General features: G+C 64.8%; 10 protein-coding genes and 4 pseudogenes. 5 read left to right on the top strand and 9 right to left on the bottom strand.

Annotation, left to right across the window (positions count from 1 at the left end):
* Nucleotides 1–3 precede the first annotated feature (3 nt).
* A pseudogene (locus LWC34_RS35635) lies at nucleotides 4–618 on the bottom strand (acyl-CoA dehydrogenase family protein); the annotation flags it as partial.
* A gap of 46 nt (nucleotides 619–664) precedes the next feature.
* On the opposite strand from LWC34_RS35635, the gene LWC34_RS35630 reads away from it, so the two are divergent.
* Nucleotides 665–1,542 (top strand): IS5 family transposase gene (locus tag LWC34_RS35630; RefSeq protein ID WP_417448663.1). Its coding sequence is split into 2 segments (ribosomal slippage): nucleotides 665–1,058 and nucleotides 1,058–1,542, totalling 879 coding nucleotides; the frame shifts between segments, so codons are not numbered across the junction.
* On the opposite strand, the gene LWC34_RS35625 is transcribed toward LWC34_RS35630, so the two are convergent.
* Entirely contained in the window at nucleotides 1,494–2,066 is a 573-nt protein-coding gene (locus LWC34_RS35625; RefSeq protein ID WP_372496691.1) for an acyl-CoA dehydrogenase family protein, read from the bottom strand. The two genes, LWC34_RS35630 and LWC34_RS35625, sit on opposite strands and share 49 nt — an antisense overlap.
* Before the next feature lie 138 nt (nucleotides 2,067–2,204).
* On the opposite strand from LWC34_RS35625, the gene LWC34_RS35620 reads away from it, so the two are divergent.
* From LWC34_RS35620 to LWC34_RS35610, 3 genes and pseudogenes are all read left to right on the top strand, one after another.
* The gene (locus LWC34_RS35620; RefSeq protein ID WP_233729643.1) at nucleotides 2,205–2,390 is read left to right on the top strand and encodes a hypothetical protein; all 186 of its coding nucleotides are present in this window, start codon (nucleotides 2,205–2,207) and stop codon (nucleotides 2,388–2,390) included.
* 287 nt (nucleotides 2,391–2,677) lie between these two features.
* Nucleotides 2,678–3,070: pseudogene (locus LWC34_RS35615) on the top strand (winged helix-turn-helix domain-containing protein); the annotation flags it as partial.
* On the top strand, nucleotides 2,983–3,660 hold the full coding sequence (locus LWC34_RS35610; protein WP_308200086.1) for an IS630 family transposase: 678 nt from the start codon (nucleotides 2,983–2,985) through the stop codon (nucleotides 3,658–3,660). The pseudogene LWC34_RS35615 and the gene LWC34_RS35610, both read left to right, overlap by 88 nt.
* A 204-nt stretch (nucleotides 3,661–3,864) precedes the next feature.
* Here LWC34_RS35610 and LWC34_RS35605 read toward each other — a convergent pair whose 3' ends face one another.
* The gene (locus LWC34_RS35605) at nucleotides 3,865–4,956 is read right to left on the bottom strand and encodes an IS701 family transposase (protein ID WP_372496528.1); all 1,092 of its coding nucleotides are present in this window, start codon (nucleotides 4,954–4,956) and stop codon (nucleotides 3,865–3,867) included.
* 297 nt (nucleotides 4,957–5,253) lie between these two features.
* On the opposite strand from LWC34_RS35605, the gene LWC34_RS35600 reads away from it, so the two are divergent.
* Nucleotides 5,254–6,375 (top strand): IS701 family transposase, encoded by a 1,122-nt coding sequence (locus LWC34_RS35600; RefSeq protein ID WP_233726403.1) that lies wholly within the window; start codon nucleotides 5,254–5,256, stop codon nucleotides 6,373–6,375.
* 214 nt (nucleotides 6,376–6,589) lie between these two features.
* Here the strand turns inward: LWC34_RS35600 and LWC34_RS35595 are convergent, their stop codons facing one another.
* The 6 genes and pseudogenes from LWC34_RS35595 to LWC34_RS35570 form a co-directional block, all read right to left on the bottom strand.
* Nucleotides 6,590–7,240 carry an IS630 family transposase gene (locus tag LWC34_RS35595; RefSeq protein ID WP_235729343.1) on the bottom strand — a complete coding sequence of 217 codons (651 nt, stop codon included), beginning with the start codon at nucleotides 7,238–7,240 and terminating at the stop codon, nucleotides 6,590–6,592.
* Nucleotides 7,180–7,572, bottom strand: a pseudogene (locus tag LWC34_RS35590) (winged helix-turn-helix domain-containing protein); the annotation flags it as partial. The gene LWC34_RS35595 and the pseudogene LWC34_RS35590, both read right to left, overlap by 61 nt.
* A gap of 150 nt (nucleotides 7,573–7,722) precedes the next feature.
* Nucleotides 7,723–8,598, bottom strand: coding sequence for a hypothetical protein (locus tag LWC34_RS35585; RefSeq protein ID WP_233729642.1), 876 nt, complete (start codon nucleotides 8,596–8,598; stop codon nucleotides 7,723–7,725).
* A gap of 240 nt (nucleotides 8,599–8,838) precedes the next feature.
* Complete coding sequence (locus LWC34_RS35580) at nucleotides 8,839–9,372, bottom strand: GNAT family N-acetyltransferase (protein WP_233729641.1); 534 nt, start codon at nucleotides 9,370–9,372, stop codon at nucleotides 8,839–8,841.
* A 29-nt stretch (nucleotides 9,373–9,401) separates the two neighbouring features.
* A pseudogene (locus tag LWC34_RS35575) lies at nucleotides 9,402–10,639 on the bottom strand (IS256 family transposase).
* A 956-nt stretch (nucleotides 10,640–11,595) separates the two neighbouring features.
* A complete protein-coding gene (locus tag LWC34_RS35570; protein WP_233729640.1) occupies nucleotides 11,596–16,680 on the bottom strand; it encodes a mucin-associated surface protein in 5,085 nt (1,694 codons plus the stop codon).
* Nucleotides 16,681–16,775 lie beyond the last annotated feature (95 nt).

Here is a 16,775-nt window from a genome sequence, read left to right as displayed (position 1 = left end):
GGCTCACAGCATGCGGCCGATGATCTCCTTCATGATCTCGTTGGTACCGCCGTAGATCTTCTGGATCCGGGAATCGGTCCAGATCCGGGCGATCGGATACTCGACCATGTAGCCGTAACCACCGAACAGCTGCAGGCACCGGTCAGCCACGATGTTCTGCTGCTCGGTCAACCACCACTTGGCCTTGGCCGCCCCGACCACATCCAGCTCGCCCGCAAGGTGCTTGGCGATGCAGTCGTCGAGGTACGTACGCGCGACCGTCACCAAGGTCGAGCATTCCGCCAGTTCGAACCGCGTGTTCTGGAACGCGAGGATGGGTTTGCCGAACGCGTGCCGTCCCTTGGCGTACTCGATGGTCAACTCGACGGCCTTCGCCATGGACGCAGCCGCGGGAACCGCGATGATGAGCCGTTCCTGCGGCAGCTGTTCCGTCAGGTAACGGAAGCCTTGGCCCTCTTCGCCGAGCAGGTTCGCGGCCGGTACACGCACGTTGTCGAAGAACAGCTCGCACGTGTCCAGGCCGTGCTGCCCGACCTTCTCCAGGTTGCGGCCCTTGGTAATGCCGTGCTCGACCACGATCAGCGACACACCGGCAGCACCTTCAGCCGGGTCGGTCTTAGGGCCTGTTTCACAAGTTGATCAAGGTTTGAGATGATCTTGATTCGTGGGGCGTGGTGATCTGACCAACGAGCAGTGGGCGAAGCTGGAACCCTTGCTGCCCAGGGGCAAGAAGCCTGGCAGGCCGCCGAAGCATGCGAAGCGGAAGCTTATTGACGGGATCCGGTTTCGGGTTCGAACCGGTGTGCCGTGGCGGGATCTGCCGGAGCGTTACGGCCCGTGGGAGACGGTGTATGGCTTGTTCCGGCGGTGGCAACGGGATGGCACGTGGAAGAGGATTCTGGTCGCGTTGCAGGCGGACGCGGACGCTGCGGGCCTGATCACCTGGGATGTCAGCGTGGACTCCACGGTGGCTCGTGCGCACCAGCACGCGGCTGGTGCGCGTCAAAAGGGGATCTCCAGAAGGAGTCTCCGGGCGGGGTCGAGGTCGAACCGGCCGATCACGGGCTGGGGCGCTCCCGAGGCGGGTTGACGACCAAGACTCACCTGGCGGTCGAGCAGGGACAAAAGCCCTTATCAATCGTGATCACCGCTGGCCAGCGAGGTGACTCGCCCCAGTTTCAGGTGGTGCTCGACCGTATCCGGGTACCCCGGCGGGATCGCGGTCGGCCGCGCTGCCGCCCGAATCGGGTGCTCGGCGACAAAGCCTACGGGTCCCGCGCCAACCGCGCCTACCTGCGCAGGCGCGGTATCCGCTGCACCATCCCGGACAAGGCCGACCAGGTCCGCAACCGCAAGAACAAGGGCTCACACGGAGGACGACCACCCGCATTCGACAAGGAGATCTACAAGCAACGGCACGCTGTCGAGTGCGGGATCAACCGTCTCAAACGAAACCGAGCCGTCGCCACCAGATACGACAAGCTCGCCGTTCGCTACGAAACCACGGTCACCATCGCAGCGATCAACGAGTGGCTCCCATGACTTTCGAAACAGACCCTAGCAGCGACGACAACGAGATCGCAGAGGAAACCGTTGGTGATGAAGGTCTTCGACCCGTTGAGGACGTACTCGTCGCCGTCCTTGATCGCGGTGGTCCTGATGCCCTGGAGGTCTGACCCGGTGCCCGGTTCGGTCATCGCGATCGCCGCGACCACCTCGCCGGTGGCCATCTTCGGCAGCCACTTCAGCTTCTGCTCGTGCGTGCCGTATGCGTTGATGTAGTGAGCGATGATCCCCGAGTGCACCGGCCCGCCGAAACTCGGTGCGAGCGCCCGGATCTGCGCCTCCACGATCGCGGCCTCATGCCCGAAATCGCCGCCGCCCCCGCCGTATTCCTCGGGGATGGAGGCGCACAACAGGCCCAGCTCGCCCGCCTTGTTCCAGACCTCGCGGTCTACGTGCTGCTGATGGCCCCACCGCTGCTCATTCGGCGCGCATTCCTTGGCGAAGAACTCGTACGCCAACTCCGCCAAGGCCTTGTGGTCGTCACGCATCCAGCCGGGCATTCGCGCTCCCCTCAACTTCGTTCCGTCCAGCCTGCTCCCGAGCGCGCCGCCGAGCCATGACCGCGCCGCTCGTGGTCCGTGACCATCCCGCGCGTATCGGTCATGGCGGCGCCAGCCCGCGCGGATGAACCTGGACGCATGTACTTGGTCACCAACGACGGGACCAGGCTTTACGCCGAAGCGGACGGACCGTCAGACGCCCGAATGACCGTGATCTTCTGCCATGGAATCGGCGACTCGCTGGCGACCTGGGCGGCGCAACGCGCCCAAGCTCGGTGGCGTTCATGCCGACCGGTTTCTTCGCCGACGAGCCAGCTGCCGTGACCGACCGCCAGGTCGACGTCAACATCCGCGGTGCTGCCCGATCGCGTCCGCTTCGCCGCGGCGCGTGCGCTCAAGATGGACGAAATGGCCAGCGGCGCCGACCCGGCGGGAAATCGTGGTTAAAGATCTTTCGGTAATAGGGTGAGTCGTTGCGGGTGATTCGCCTTGCCTGGTAGGACAATCGTGGTGTGCCAGAACCGTCACGATCGGCCGGCCAGCGTCGGAAAGGCCGTAGCGGCAAGAAAGTAGCTGCCCGCCGTGATTTTGAGGCGTTGCGAGAACGTCGGATGCGGGCAGCGGAGATGTTCGACCGCGGCAAGCGGCAGGTCGATGTGGTGGTGGAGTTGGGAGTCTCGGCGCAGACCGCCTCACGGTGGCACCGGGCGTGGTCGGCCGGCGGACGGCAGGCATTGGCCGGGGCTGGTCGTGCCGGGCGGCTGCCCAAGCTGACCGACGAGCAGGTGGCCGAGGTGGCCGGCGCGCTGGCGCAGGGGCCGAAGGCGAACGGATTCCCGACCGACATGTGGACACTGGCACGGGTGGCCAAGGTCATCGAGAAGGTCACCGGGGTGCGGTACTCGCAAACCCAGACCTGGACGATCCTGCGCGAGCGGCTGGGCTGGAGCAGGCAGCGTCCCGCCCGCCGCGCCACCGAACGCGACCAGGAGGCCATCGACAGGTGGGTGAAAAAGGAGTGGCCACGCATAAAAAAAGCGCCCGGCGCCGAAGGGCCTGGATCTGCTTCCAGGACGAGTCCGGATTCTCCCTGCTGCCCGTAGTACGGGCCACCTGGGCGCCACGCGGTCAGACCCCGGTGCTGACCCACCGGTTCTCCTGGAAACGCCTGTCGATGTCCGGCGCGCTGGCCTACCGGCCCGACCGCAGCGAGGCCGTGTTCGTGTTCGGCATCAAAGAAGGCGCCTACAACACCGCCTCGCTGATCGAGTTCCTCACCGCTCTGCTCGATCACCTTGACCGCCAGAAAGTCACCCTGATCTGGGACGGCCTGCCCGCCCACCGTTCCGCGGCCATGAAGGAATGGCTGGCCACCCAACGACACTGGCTGCGCGTGGAACCGTTGCCCGGCTACGCCCCCGACCTCAACCCGATGGAAATGGTGTGGGGCAACGTCAAAGCCACCGAGCTGGCCAACTTGTGCCCGGACACCATCGACGAGGCCCACACCGCCACCCAGGCCGGCCTGGAACGCGTCGGCAGCAGCTACCAACTGTGCTTCAACTTCCTCGACCACACCGGCCTTTCCCTATGACACAATTCACTCAAATACCGAAAGATCTTTAGTACGGCAACGGCAGTCTGGGATGTTTGATGCGTTGTCGCTGGTAGTGGCTGTGACGGGCTTGGGTTTGGCGTCGTCGTCGCCAGTCTGACCAGTGTGCGATGTGCGCCTCAGCGTGCGCAGGGTGGGTCAACGCGGCCCACAGACGCCTGATTTCGTTGCAGGACAGTGGAATCAGGCACGCCGTGTCGGCTCTGGTGCCCCTTTTTCGTCGCGTAACCGTTCAGCGTAGGCGGTGACAGCGAGGAACGCGGCCGCGAGCATGGACAGGGTGATATGCCGATACCAGGCGTGGTACTTACGAACTTGGTAATGATCGAGCCCGGTCTCGTTCTTGGCGAACTGGAAGGTTTCCTCGACACCCCAACGGGATCCGGCGACGCGGACGAGTTCGGCCAGCGGCACCGGGTGATGGGTGTGGCAGATGTAGTAGGCCAGCTCGGTGGGCTTGCTGATCGAACGGCGAACCAGCAACAGGTGCTCATCTGCTCCGGGGTCCACCAGTAGCCAGTCATACAGGCGGTGGCCCTTGCTGCCCAGCCCGGCCGACAGGCGCTGCCAGCCCTTGCGGGGCGCGCTGCGGACCAGTTCGTCGGCCCGCACAGACTCTTTCGGGGTGATGAAGTGCTGGTCACAGGAGACGGCCATGACGTAGTTGAGGTTGACCTCTTCCAGCCATGCCCGCAGTCCAGGGTTGTCGCCGTAGGCCTCGTCGGCGGTGAACCAGCCCACCTCGACACCTGTGTTCAGCAGGCGCTCGAGCATGTTCTGGGCCAGCATGGGTTTGGTCGCGAACTCGACCTCGGCGCCGATTCCGGCTTCCTGACAGCGTTCCCGGTCACCCGTCCACGACGCCGGCAGGTAGAGCTCGCGGTCGATCAATGCCCGACCCTTGCTCGAGGTATAGGTCAGAAACACGCCGAGCTGGCAGTTCTCGATCCGCCCGGCAGTGCCGGAATACTGGCGTTGAACCCCGGCGGATTTGGTTCCCTTCTTCAGGAAACCAGTCTCGTCCGCCACCGCGATACCGCTCGGGTCACCCAGGTGCTCCAGCACGTACCCACGCAGATCATCACGGACCGCCTCGGCGTCCCAGCGGTAGAAGTTCAGCAGCCGCTGCATGCCATCGGGAGTCAGGTCGCCAGCCTGCTCGGCCAGCGTCCAGGAGTTTTTCCGCTCGGCACCCGAGAGCAGCCCAAGCAGGTACATCCGGGCCCGTCGCCGCGAGTCGGCCTGCGCGAAACGGCCCGCGACCAGCGCGAACATGTCATCAAACCCGGCCTGCCACCGGGCCAGGCGATCATCAACTACAGTCTCTGACGCGGCCACCGCGTCTTCTTCGAGATCGCCGAGTAGGCCAGGGGAATCTCACCCCTGGCCCCTCACAGAACCGTGCTTAATACGACAGCAGCACAGTGTGATCTTGGTGCGGGGTCGTGATCATGGGTGCGGCCACCGCGTGATCAACTTCGAGGTGTGATTGGACTCGAGGAAGACGCGGTGGCCGCGTCAGAGACTGTAGTAGACGAGGGTTTCGCCCGCTGGCAGGCCGGGTTTGACGACATGTTCGCGCTGGTAGCTGGCCGGTTCGCGCAGGCCGATTCGCGTGCCCGTGCTCAGAAGTACCTACTCGGGCTGCTGTCTGGTGTGGAGCGCAAGAACTCCTGGTCGTTGGCGGAGCTCGCCGGGGACAGCAGCCCGGACGGCATGCAGCGGCTGCTGAACTTCTACCGCTGGGACGCCGAGGCGGTGCGCGACGATGTGCGTGGCTACGTGCTGGCGCATCTGGATGACCCGAGTGGGGTGTTCGTCGGCGACGAGACCGGATTCATCAAGAAGGGCACCAAATCCGCGGGTGTGCAACGCCAGTACACCGGCACCTCGGGCAAGATCGACAACTGTCAGGTCGGCGTGTTTCTGACCTATGTCTCCCGGCATGGCCGGGCGTTGATCGACCGGGAGCTCTACCTGCCGCAGAAGTCCTGGTGTGCCGACCGGGATCGCTGTCGCGAGGCCGGGATCGGCGACGAGGTCGAGTTCGCGACCAAACCCGAGCTGGCCCGCCGGATGCTCGCCCGGCTGCTGGAGGCCGGGGTCACGGTGGGCTGGTTCACCGCGGACGAGCTCTACGGCGACAACCCGGCCCTGCGCGACTGGCTGGCCGAGCAGGCGGTGAACTACGTGCTGGCGGTGTCCTGCGATTACCAGGTGACCACGCCGACCGGGCCGGCGCGCGCGGACGTGCTGGCCGGCCGGGCACCGGCGCGGGGCTGGCAGCGGCTCTCGGCCGGGCGGGGCAGCAAGGGCCACCGCTTGTATGACTGGCTGCTGATCGATCCCGGTCCCGGCGAGCGGCATCAGCTGCTGGTGCGTCGCTCGATCAGCGATCCGACCGATCTGGCCTACTACGTCTGCCACACCGCCGGTCCGGTGCCACTCGCGGAACTGGTGCGCGTGGCCGGATCCCGTTGGGCGGTGGAGGAAACCTTCCAGTTCGCCAAGAACGAGACCGGGCTGGACCATTATCAAGTCCGCAAGTACATCGCGTGGTACCGGCACATCACCCTGGCCATGCTCGCCGCGGCGTTCCTGGCCGTGACCGCCCATACTGAACGCATCCGCACCCCACCACCACGCTATAGGACACCGGAAAAGGGGGCGCCAGAACCGATCCTGATCGGCTGATCCCGTTATCCTGCAACGAAATCCGACGACTCTGGGCCACCCTCACCCGTCCAGTACACCCCCGAGCACACATCCAGCACTGGTCTACCTGGCGCCGACGCCACCAGACCCGCGCCCGCCACAGCCACTACCAGCGACAACACCGCAAATATCAACAGACATAACACTGTGCTGCTGTCGTATTAAAGATCTTTCGGTATTTGAGTGAATTGTGTCATAGGGAAAGGCCGGTGTGGTCGAGGAAGTTGAAGCACAGTTGGTAGCTGCTGCCGACGCGTTCCAGGCCGGCCTGGGTGGCGGTGTGGGCCTCGTCGATGGTGTCCGGGCACAAGTTGGCCAGCTCGGTGGCTTTGACGTTGCCCCACACCATTTCCATCGGGTTGAGGTCGGGGGCGTAGCCGGGCAACGGTTCCACGCGCAGCCAGTGTCGTTGGGTGGCCAGCCATTCCTTCATGGCCGCGGAACGGTGGGCGGGCAGGCCGTCCCAGATCAGGGTGACTTTCTGGCGGTCAAGGTGATCGAGCAGAGCGGTGAGGAACTCGATCAGCGAGGCGGTGTTGTAGGCGCCTTCTTTGATGCCGAACACGAACACGGCCTCGCTGCGGTCGGGCCGGTAGGCCAGCGCGCCGGACATCGACAGGCGTTTCCAGGAGAACCGGTGGGTCAGCACCGGGGTCTGACCGCGTGGCGCCCAGGTGGCCCGTACTACGGGCAGCAGGGAGAATCCGGACTCGTCCTGGAAGCAGATCCAGGCCCTTCGGCGCCGGGCGCTTTTTTTATGCGTGGCCACTCCTTTTTCACCCACCTGTCGATGGCCTCCTGGTCGCGTTCGGTGGCGCGGCGGGCGGGACGCTGCCTGCTCCAGCCCAGCCGCTCGCGCAGGATCGTCCAGGTCTGGGTTTGCGAGTACCGCACCCCGGTGACCTTCTCGATGACCTTGGCCACCCGTGCCAGTGTCCACATGTCGGTCGGGAATCCGTTCGCCTTCGGCCCCTGCGCCAGCGCGCCGGCCACCTCGGCCACCTGCTCGTCGGTCAGCTTGGGCAGCCGCCCGGCACGACCAGCCCCGGCCAATGCCTGCCGTCCGCCGGCCGACCACGCCCGGTGCCACCGTGAGGCGGTCTGCGCCGAGACTCCCAACTCCACCACCACATCGACCTGCCGCTTGCCGCGGTCGAACATCTCCGCTGCCCGCATCCGACGTTCTCGCAACGCCTCAAAATCACGGCGGGCAGCTACTTTCTTGCCGCTACGGCCTTTCCGACGCTGGCCGGCCGATCGTGACGGTTCTGGCACACCACGATTGTCCTACCAGGCAAGGCGAATCACCCGCAACGACTCACCCTATTACCGAAAGATCTTTAGTTGGGCGTTGTGGCCGCTGTATATTGCGATTGCGTTGATGTGGAGGGCGTTGTGGTGGTCCAGCAGGACGTAGCCGAGGAGTTGTCGTAGCCAGGTGTGCACGGCGGTCGTGGTGGGCTGGGCGACCAGTTTGACGTCGACCAAGGTGTTGCCGATGACGAGGTCGGCGATACCGAATCCATTGCCAAGTTCCGGGGCGATGATCACTCGGTCGCCGAGCGCTGCCAGGCGGGGACGGCCGCATGTGAAGTAAACCGTCCAGTAGTGGGCGAAGGCGTCCAGCAGATGGGTGTCGTGGCCGTAGTCGTCCTCACCGACTATTGCGGCGAAGAACGCTCGTCGCGCGTCCACGGTCTTGGTTTCACCCCATCGGTGCATGGGTTGGCGGAAGGAGGCAAGGTCCAGGCAGGTGGTCAACGCGGCACGTTGAGCGTCGTCGAGACAGACAGGGTGGTGGGTACGTGACCAGTGCAGCAGTATCGGGTCACTCGTTCCGCTGGCGGGCAACGTACCCACTGGGGTGTGCTGGAATCCGGCTGCGGTCAGCAGTTGAGTGCAACGGTCGATAGGCAGGTAAGACAGCTCTTGTCGTCGGGCTGGAGCGTTGGCCAGGTCGAGGCCCAAGCGAAGTTCCAGTGCCCAACCCACGCTGTCGTGCTCTCGGTCCAGTCGTGGGCTGTCGTCTGGGGCCGTCAGCAGGGTTTGGGTCCATGATTCGACGATCGCGTCTCGATGGGGCAGGCGATCATCTAGGAATTGTGCCAGCGGGGTCGACGAATACTTTGCCTGCTCCCGGATTCCCACAATGCCTCCCCGCGCGTCGATCAACCGGATCCGGCCGACTGTGCCCCTGGCCAACTCTCGTCACCGCGGAAGGCTTGAGATGTGGCGCGGTGATCACGACCAGGAACCAGACCGAGAAGCCGACGTTACTTGCTCCCTTCACGGTCCTGCCTATACCAGCGAAACGAGACCAGCGGCCGTCGACCAAGCTGGCTAAGATTGAAGGCCTCACACCATGGCGTTGATGCCCCTCAGGCTCGCCACGCAGACTCTGCGACGGCGCCTGCAGTGGTCCCCCGTAACGGATTCCGGTGATCAGCTTTGGGGAGGGGTCTCCGGGGCTGGACAGGCGCTCAGAAAGGCGGCGCCTGCTTCGGTGTACGGTCCTTCGACACTGGTGACGGGAAACCGTGACCTGGCCTCAGCCAGCAAGCGCCGTGCGATCCCGCGCCGCTGCCACGCCGTCGCCGTCCAGATGTGGCCTACCGACTCATAGGCGCCGTCCTTGTCGCGGTCGTACACAACCACGAACCCGGCGAGACGACCGCTGTAGAACCACGGGCCATCCTCTCCGCCGCTCGCTGACACCGGTGCCAGCATCAGCAGCCACACGCCCGATTCACCTGGCGGGAAATCCCACCTGCACGCACGCTTGTACACCATGCCAGCGCGGTCTAGAGCGCTACCGTGCCAGTTCCCCGTCGGACCTTCGAATGCATCTATGTCGAGCTGGACATTGCCGAAGTCGTGCGCGTCATTGTCAAGATCGGCGCCTGACAGGACCAGCTCCCAATCCCGGTCCCGGCGCGGCGCCCGCCACGAGATGATATATATGGTCGGGTCCGTCAAGATAACGGTGTAACTTGATCTTGTTGGGGTTACTTGCGTCCGGCGGACAGGCGTCCGTCGAAGGTGATCTCGAAGGCGTTCAAAGCTTTCTTCCAGCGATTGGACCAGCGTTTGCGGCCCGTGCCGGTCGGATCGAGGCTCATGATCGCGAGGTAGACGCACTTGAGCGCGGCCTGCTCGGTGGGGAAGTGCCCGCGGGCGTTGACCGCGCGGCGGATGCGGGCGTTGATGCTCTCGATCGCGTTGGTGGTGCAGATGATTGTGCGGATCTCGGTGTCAAACTGCAGGAACGGCACGAATTCGGCCCCAGGCGTTGGTCCACAGCCGGGTGATCGCCGGGTATTTCTTCTCCCATTTCTCGCTGAACTCGGTGAACCGATCCAGCGCGGCCTGCTCGGACGGCGCGGTGTAGACCGGCTTGAGGTCCTTCGCGATCTGGGCCCCGTCCTTTTTGGAGGCATAGCGGAAGCTGTTGCGCAGCAGGTGCACGATGCAGGTCTGCACGACAATGGTCTGCGGCCACACCTGGGCGACCGCGTCGGGCAGGCCCTTCAGGCCGTCGCACACGAGCATCAATACGTCGGCCACGCCGCGGTTCTTGAGTTCCGAGAGCACCCGCAGCCAGTACTTGGCGCCCTCGCCGTCGCCGTGCTCGCCGGCCCACAGCCCGAGGATGTCCCGGGTCCCCTCGGCGGTCACCGCCAGCGCGAGGTAGATGGGCCGGTTGGCCACGTTGCCCTCGCGGATCTTGACGTTGATGCAGTCGATGAACACCACCGGATACACCGCGTCCAGCGGCCGGTTCTGCCACTCGGTCATGCCGTCGGTGACCCGGTCGGTGATCGTGGAGATGGTCTGCTTGGACACCTCCGCGCCGTAGATCTCGGCCAGGTGCGCAGAGATCTCCCCATGCGTCAAGCCCTTGGCGGACAATGAGATCACCAGATCGTCCACCCCCGGTCAGCCGCCGCTGCCGCTTGGCCACGATCTTCGGCTCGAAGCTGCCGTCCCGATCCCGCGGCACGGCGATCTCCACCGGCCCGGCCTCGGTCAGCACCGTCTTGCCGCGCTTGCCGTTGCGGGAGTTCCCGCCGTCGCGGCCGGCCGGGTCGTGCTTGCTGTAGCCGAGGTGGTCGTCCATCTCGCCCTCCAGCGCGGACTCGACCACCATCTTGGTCAACCGGCCCAGCAACCCACCCTCACCGGTCAGCTGCAGGCCCTGCGCCCTGGCCCGCTCTGTCAACTCCCGAACCAACTGCTCGTCCACAACCTCGTCGGCGAGCCGATCGGCCGCTCCATTCGATGTCACATCAGTCACTGGTGTCTCCTACACCTCAGGAGTTACACCGTTGAAATTACAGTCCCAGATGGTCGGACCGAGCTGCGTGGCGACTGCGAACTCGGCACTGTCGACCAGCATTCGGAACTGTGACATGACCTTGGTTTTACCAACCATGGTGGCCCATGCGACGCCCGTGACCTGCGCTGATTCGAAGCTTACATGTTCGCCACGATGGTGTGACGGTTCGCCTTAGGGCACCGCTGGGCCGCTGCTCGAGTTGCCAGGCCAAGCATTGACGCCACCCGAGGACACGCCGACGACACGTCCCTGCCGATCGCGCAACGGCAAAACCATCAGATGGGCCGGCTGAACCGAAACGGTCAAGAACCCCTCAGGACCGCAGGGCCGCCACGTTCAACGATCATCACGGATCGCCGACCGCATCGGGCCATCCACGTCAGCGAATCGGAAATTTCCCGTGACGGCGTGGACTACGCTGGCTGAATGCCACATGCTGACCGTTGCCGAAAAACCGGCTGTGAACTCTCGGCCTGCTTCACACGCGATCAGCACGATGTCACGACGGTCAGCAAGGGCTGTCCCGAATTCGTTGGACCGCAGTAACAACTCAGCCGGTACCGGACCAGCGAGCGAAGCCGTACCACCCGAGGTTTCCACCTGCACCCGGCCAGCACTACCATAGGCGTCTACATAGAAAACCGGCCCTGACCAGGGCAACCGTGCGAATCCACGAACGCTGTCGTCGGTGGCAATCACCGCCGACTTGTTCCCAGTCCCCCTGCGATCCACTCGTCCAGAGTGAAATGTCCATCCTGGACAAAACTACGACCTGTGACGGATCCGTCGGGGGCGAGCACCTGCCGGAACCTGATCTGGTCATCTGCTACGTAGTCACGCGGCGGCTCAATGATCGACGAATCTCAATTCGCCCATCGGACAAGGGTGTCATCCGGCGCCTGTGGGTCAGGTTGGGCGACCTCGAGGAAGGTCCAGACCTCCTCTGGCAAGGGCACCCGGACCCGCACACCTGCAGGATTCACCGCAGTGTCCACAACCCGCCGGACTTCGGGTCGTTCGGCGGCAAGCTTCTGGATCAGCGCTAGCCAGACCATCTGACGATCCTCGGTGGAGGACGAGACCACCGGCCACGCCGCCGTGAAATCCAGAGTCTCTTGTTGCAGCCCCGGCCACATGGCAGTCAACGCACGATGTACGCGATCGACCGCAGAGAACAGACCTGTCGACGAAGAATAATGCTGGCGCACCCTGTCGTACTTCGAAGGCCAATCCGGCAACTGCTGCAGGATGTCCGCAATCCCGTAACGGACAGCGTCGCTGCCATAAGTATTCCAATGGCCGCCTTGCGAGATGAACAGCGCGTAGGGTGTGGAGCCGGGGAAATACTGGGAAGCTCCAGTCGCCATCACAGAGATGATCGCAGTCGGCGAATGCACTAGCTGGTTAGGAATGTATGCGCGCAGCTCGCTCCAATAGTCGTAGCCAACACCACCACGGGTGCTTCTCCTCGCTGACGTACAGACCAGGAGAGTGGTCGACACCTTGCCTGGTCCGCCGGCTTCGGCGTAGATCTGCGACCCCAGCACCAGACGTGCCAGCACCTTGCCGGTCACATCCAGTTCCTGACCGGTCGTAGTGTGGATCAAAACATCCCGGTCCTCGCCGTGGACCTCAACGAAAAACGTGGTGTTCAATCCACCGTCGGCCTGCCATGGCGAGGGGACCTGCAAAGTTGTCGTCCGCCAGCGAGGCGCGATCTTCAAGTACTGATCTTCCCATTCATACCGGCTCAACAGCGTTTCAGCGGGATTCCCGCCGCTGCGCAAAACCCCTTCGATGGACTCGTCCTGGTCGTAGTTTCTGATGAAGGATACGCCCACGGTACGTCCCTGGTGCGTCAGTGCGCGCATCCATATGTCACCGACGGTGAAGCGATGGTTTGTACTTGTTCTGCCCGTACCTGTCGTGCCGACATGGGTTTTTCCAGCCAGCTGAGGTACAGCGGGCTGCACTCTTTCGTGCCAGTTTCCTGGCACGATCGTCCACTCAGGACCGCGCAGCGCCTCAATAGGCGGCGACACTTCGCGACGACCGGTCACCCCGACAGTCACCCATGTTCCATTCCCATCCGCATTGACCAAGGCCGTCGTACGAACAACGCCTGTCACCTTATTGCGCACGAAACCGAACTGCAGGTGTCCTTGTGGAGCAGTCAACGCGAAGTTCGGAAACCGGGTACCGGCCTCGGACACGCCCCTGTCGGCGACACCACCCGTAACACCCGCGTCGCAGGAGAACAAGATCGCCCGACCGTCATGTACAAGGTCGAGATCCGTCAGCAGGCGCGCGAAGACCTCCGGATCGACCGAAAGCACATCCCGCTCGCCGACAGTCAGCTGCACGGACGCCCCCTGACCGTGCACGTCGATCACCGGTGCGTCAACCGTGTCTACCGCCGTCAGGAAATTCGTCAGGGCAGGTGACTCGTCCTTCACGAAGGTCACGCCAGCAAGACCGTTCTGTGGCGTCATGATCTCCTTACGCCACACCTGATCCGCCGAGAACCATCGCGACGTTCCGTCAGCGCTCACGCCCACATGAGCCGCCCGGTTCGGGCGCGCCGGCGGAAGGAGTCCCGGCCGCTCAAGATCCACGTTGTTGTCGCGGATGTTCGTGGACAACGTATTCTCCCGCGTCTCGCCGCCGCGTGAACTTGGCCCAGGCTCCCCTTCTGACGTTGCCGGGTCCGGTGGCTGTTTCCTGCCCGCGCCTGCCGCGAAGATCGGGCGCGGCAGTTCGGACTCCCGGCGGAACTGGTTGGCCAGCTCCTGCGCGGGACTGAGGATGGAGTCGCGGTCCTGTTGCAGCTGATACAACCGGTAGGCGACCTGCAGCCGAATCTGATTCCGCTCGTCAAGCCGCGCCGCCTGCTCTGGATCGAGGCCGGTCAGGAAATGCGGCGGGGGCCTGAACCCGGCGCGAAGCATGAGCTCGTCAGCCTGACGCAGCAGCTCGTCCACGTCCTCTTCGCGCCGCTTGCCGAACACCCGCTCAGCCGTGCGGATGAGCTCCTCCCTGACCGGATCCACCCGCGCCGCTGCGGCAACGACGTTGATGGTGCCGCTGGCAGGCTCCGACGTGATGTCGACTGTGGGTCCGGCTGTGCTGAGACTGGTCGTCGCGGGAGTGGTGTCGGGCGTCGGCGCGGTCTCGACGTGGGTGCCAGGATCGGCTTTCGAAGCGGTATCCACCTTCGCGGCGGTAACCGGCGTCGCCGCGGTGTCAGACTTCGCAGTGGCGTCGAGCTTGGTGACTGACGGAACCTGTACCGCGGTCTCAGGCTCAGTCCCGGTCTGGGTCTTTGGCGAGTTCTCGATGTTCGGTGCCGTGGTCTGCGGGTGGGGTGTGCCGTCGGATGTCGGCCTGGCGTCGACCATGCCGGGCGTCTCCGTCTTCGGCGCGATGCCGCTTTCCAGTTTCGTGCCAGGGTTCTGGCTCGCGGCGTTCACCAACGTGCTGGTTTCCGGGACCGTCACCGACCTTGGGCCGGTGGTTGTCTCCGGCCTCGGCGTCGAGGCCGATTCCACTTTCGCTGTCGCAGCCTGTGGGGTGGCGGGCGCACTGGACCGCGGCCGCTGGGCCGTCACACCGGACTGGTCGTACTGCTTGTCCTCGACCGACAGCTGGTCCTTGTCGCTGGAGATGTCGACGTCGACCAGTGTGGCGGTGTCGCCATCATCGTCCACCCGGGTCGCGATGCGGTCGTCAACGTCGCCGACGAGCGTCCTGACATCACCATCGTCCACATCGGACACAAGGTGGTCCGTGGCCGCCGGAACCCGCACAGCGTGCTGCCCGGACGGGCCTTCCAGCCCCGGCAGGCCTTCCGGCTCGGACCCGGTGGTGCCCAGGCTCGCCGGACTGTGTACCACCGGACCATGTGACACGGTCGGCACCGGACCCTGCGCCACGGGGCCGATTTGTTCAGCTGTCGCAGGGGATTGCACACCGGCAGGTCCACTGCCCGACGCACCCGTCACGGCACTGGATCCCGCGTTCGCCGCCGGACCATCGCCCGACACACCAGGCCCGCCGTTGACCGCGCTCGGCCCACCCAGCGACCCACCGGGATCACTCGACGAACCACTCAGCTCACCGGCGCCAACCGTCCCACCCAGGCCACCCGATGACACCGCAGGACCAACCGGACCCGAGCCACCACTAGATCGACCAGGGCCGCCGGGTCCACCACTCGACAGGGTGACCGGCCCGCTGACCGGCCCACCGACCACACCACTGGGACCACCCGACGACAAACCACCAGGGCCACCGCTCACCACAGAGCCATTAACTGGCGCACCCGGTCCGCCATTCACCGCACCCGTCCCGCCCGGGCCACCGGCACTACCTGCTGTTCCTGGCGAGCCACCACTCAACAGATTTGTCGGCCCGCTGGTCGGTCCGCCCACGACACCGCCGGAACCGGCTGAGGACACAGATGGCCCGTTCACCGATGGCGCGACCGGTCTACCGCCGGGGGCGGGTGGCGCCAGCGGACCCGTGCCGGGCGGGGGCGGCGGTGTGATCGGCTTGCCATCCGGGCCTACCGGGCCATTTCCACCGCCGGACAGCGGTGGCTGATGCGTCGGCGCGGTGCCGGGCGACGGCGCCACCGTGCCCGTGCCCGTGCCTGGTGCCGGTGGCGGCGTGACCGGTTGGCCATCCAGGCCTACCGGACCGTTGCCGCCCCTACCGGACGCACCACCGCTCGGCGGCTGGTTGTTGCTGCCACCAGTGGTATTCGGCGGACCACTAGCCGGACCCACCAGTCCCGTGGGGCCTGGGCCGGCCGTGCCGACCAGACTGTCCGGATTGGCCAGTGTGGGCGGTGGCGGCACCTCGCCGCCGTGCACACCAGCCTGTTTCTGCCGTTCGTGGATGGCCTCGCGGGCCTTCGTCTCCACCTCATGCATCACCGGGTCGGTGAACGTGCTGTTCACGACACCGAAACCGATATCCAACGGCGAACCACCGACGGCCATCCCCGCACCACCGGCCGCGATCTCACCCGCCCACCCGGACTGCATCCCGTTCGCCAGGTTCTTGTTGTGAGTCCCTTTCAGACCCGTTTTACGGCCAGCACTACCCGCGGCCGAGCCAGCCCCACCACCGACAGCGCCGATACCCGCCCCGGTCGCCCAGTTCCTCAGGTCCACTTTGCCCGGTTTGGCCAAGTTGTCGGCGATACCGCCCTGAGCGAATTCCTCGCCCGCTTCCTCCGCCGCCTCGTCGACGAACCGGCGACCGGTATACCACCAATTGTCCGGCGGAATCTGCTTGATCAGTTTCGGCACGGCGAACCCAGACGTCGGAATATCACCCAGCCCCTTGGACGCCACCTTCACAAAGTCATCGAAACCCTGAGTCATCGCGGTAACCGCGACGTTGTCAGCGCCCCTCTTAACGCCCTCCCACGCGATCCTCGCCGCAATAATCGCCGCCGTCTTGTAGCTGATGCCCATCCGCACCAGCCGCACCATCAACTGCCCGAGCGCGAACACAAACGGCCACGTCGCCCACAGAAAGATGGACGCCGCGATATACGCCAGCTCCGACACCGTCCAGACCACCTGGACATAAATCCCGTACCGGCCAGAGTCGATATTGGTGGCCTGCTCGTCGAGCTTCCACGCCTGCAAATTCGCGATATCCGCGAGCGCCTGCCCCCGGCCATCATTGAGCTCCGCCATATGCACACGGAACTTCTCCGCCACCTCGGGACTGACACTGTCCCCAACCCCGTCCACCAGACGTCGCAAGCCGTCACCCGCGGTCAGAACCCGCTGCGCGTAAGCCCGATACGCCACAGCCTGCTCACGCATCAACTCGATCTGCCCAGGCGGCAGCGGCCCACCGGCGATGAGGATCGGTAGGCCCTGCCAGCCATCCGGAATCAGATGGCTCTGGTCGCCTGACGGCTCAGACATAGCAGCTGGTCTCAATCACCGCACAGATGGCACTCCGGCCGCGGAATGCAGGAAACCCACGCCGCACACTGCCTCCGCGTCTTACTCGACGGAGT

It is taken from the genome of Kibdelosporangium philippinense (assembly GCF_021390435.2).
GTDB classification, from domain to species: domain Bacteria; phylum Actinomycetota; class Actinomycetes; order Mycobacteriales; family Pseudonocardiaceae; genus Kibdelosporangium; species Kibdelosporangium philippinense.
This window is presented reverse-complemented; position numbering and strand designations above follow the sequence as displayed.

Excerpts from the sequence above, each read along its gene's own strand:
- LWC34_RS35625 (WP_372496691.1), bottom strand. The coding sequence starts at position 2,066 with ATGCCCGGCTGGATGCGTGACGACCACAAGGCCTTGGCGGAGTTGGCG.
- LWC34_RS35620 (WP_233729643.1), top strand. The coding sequence starts at position 2,205 with ATGTACTTGGTCACCAACGACGGGACCAGGCTTTACGCCGAAGCGGAC.
- LWC34_RS35605 (WP_372496528.1), bottom strand. The coding sequence starts at position 4,956 with ATGTTCGCGCTGGTCGCGGGCCGTTTCGCGCAGGCCGACTCGCGGCGA.
- LWC34_RS35600 (WP_233726403.1), top strand. The coding sequence starts at position 5,254 with ATGTTCGCGCTGGTAGCTGGCCGGTTCGCGCAGGCCGATTCGCGTGCC.
- LWC34_RS35570 (WP_233729640.1), bottom strand. The coding sequence starts at position 16,680 with ATGTCTGAGCCGTCAGGCGACCAGAGCCATCTGATTCCGGATGGCTGG.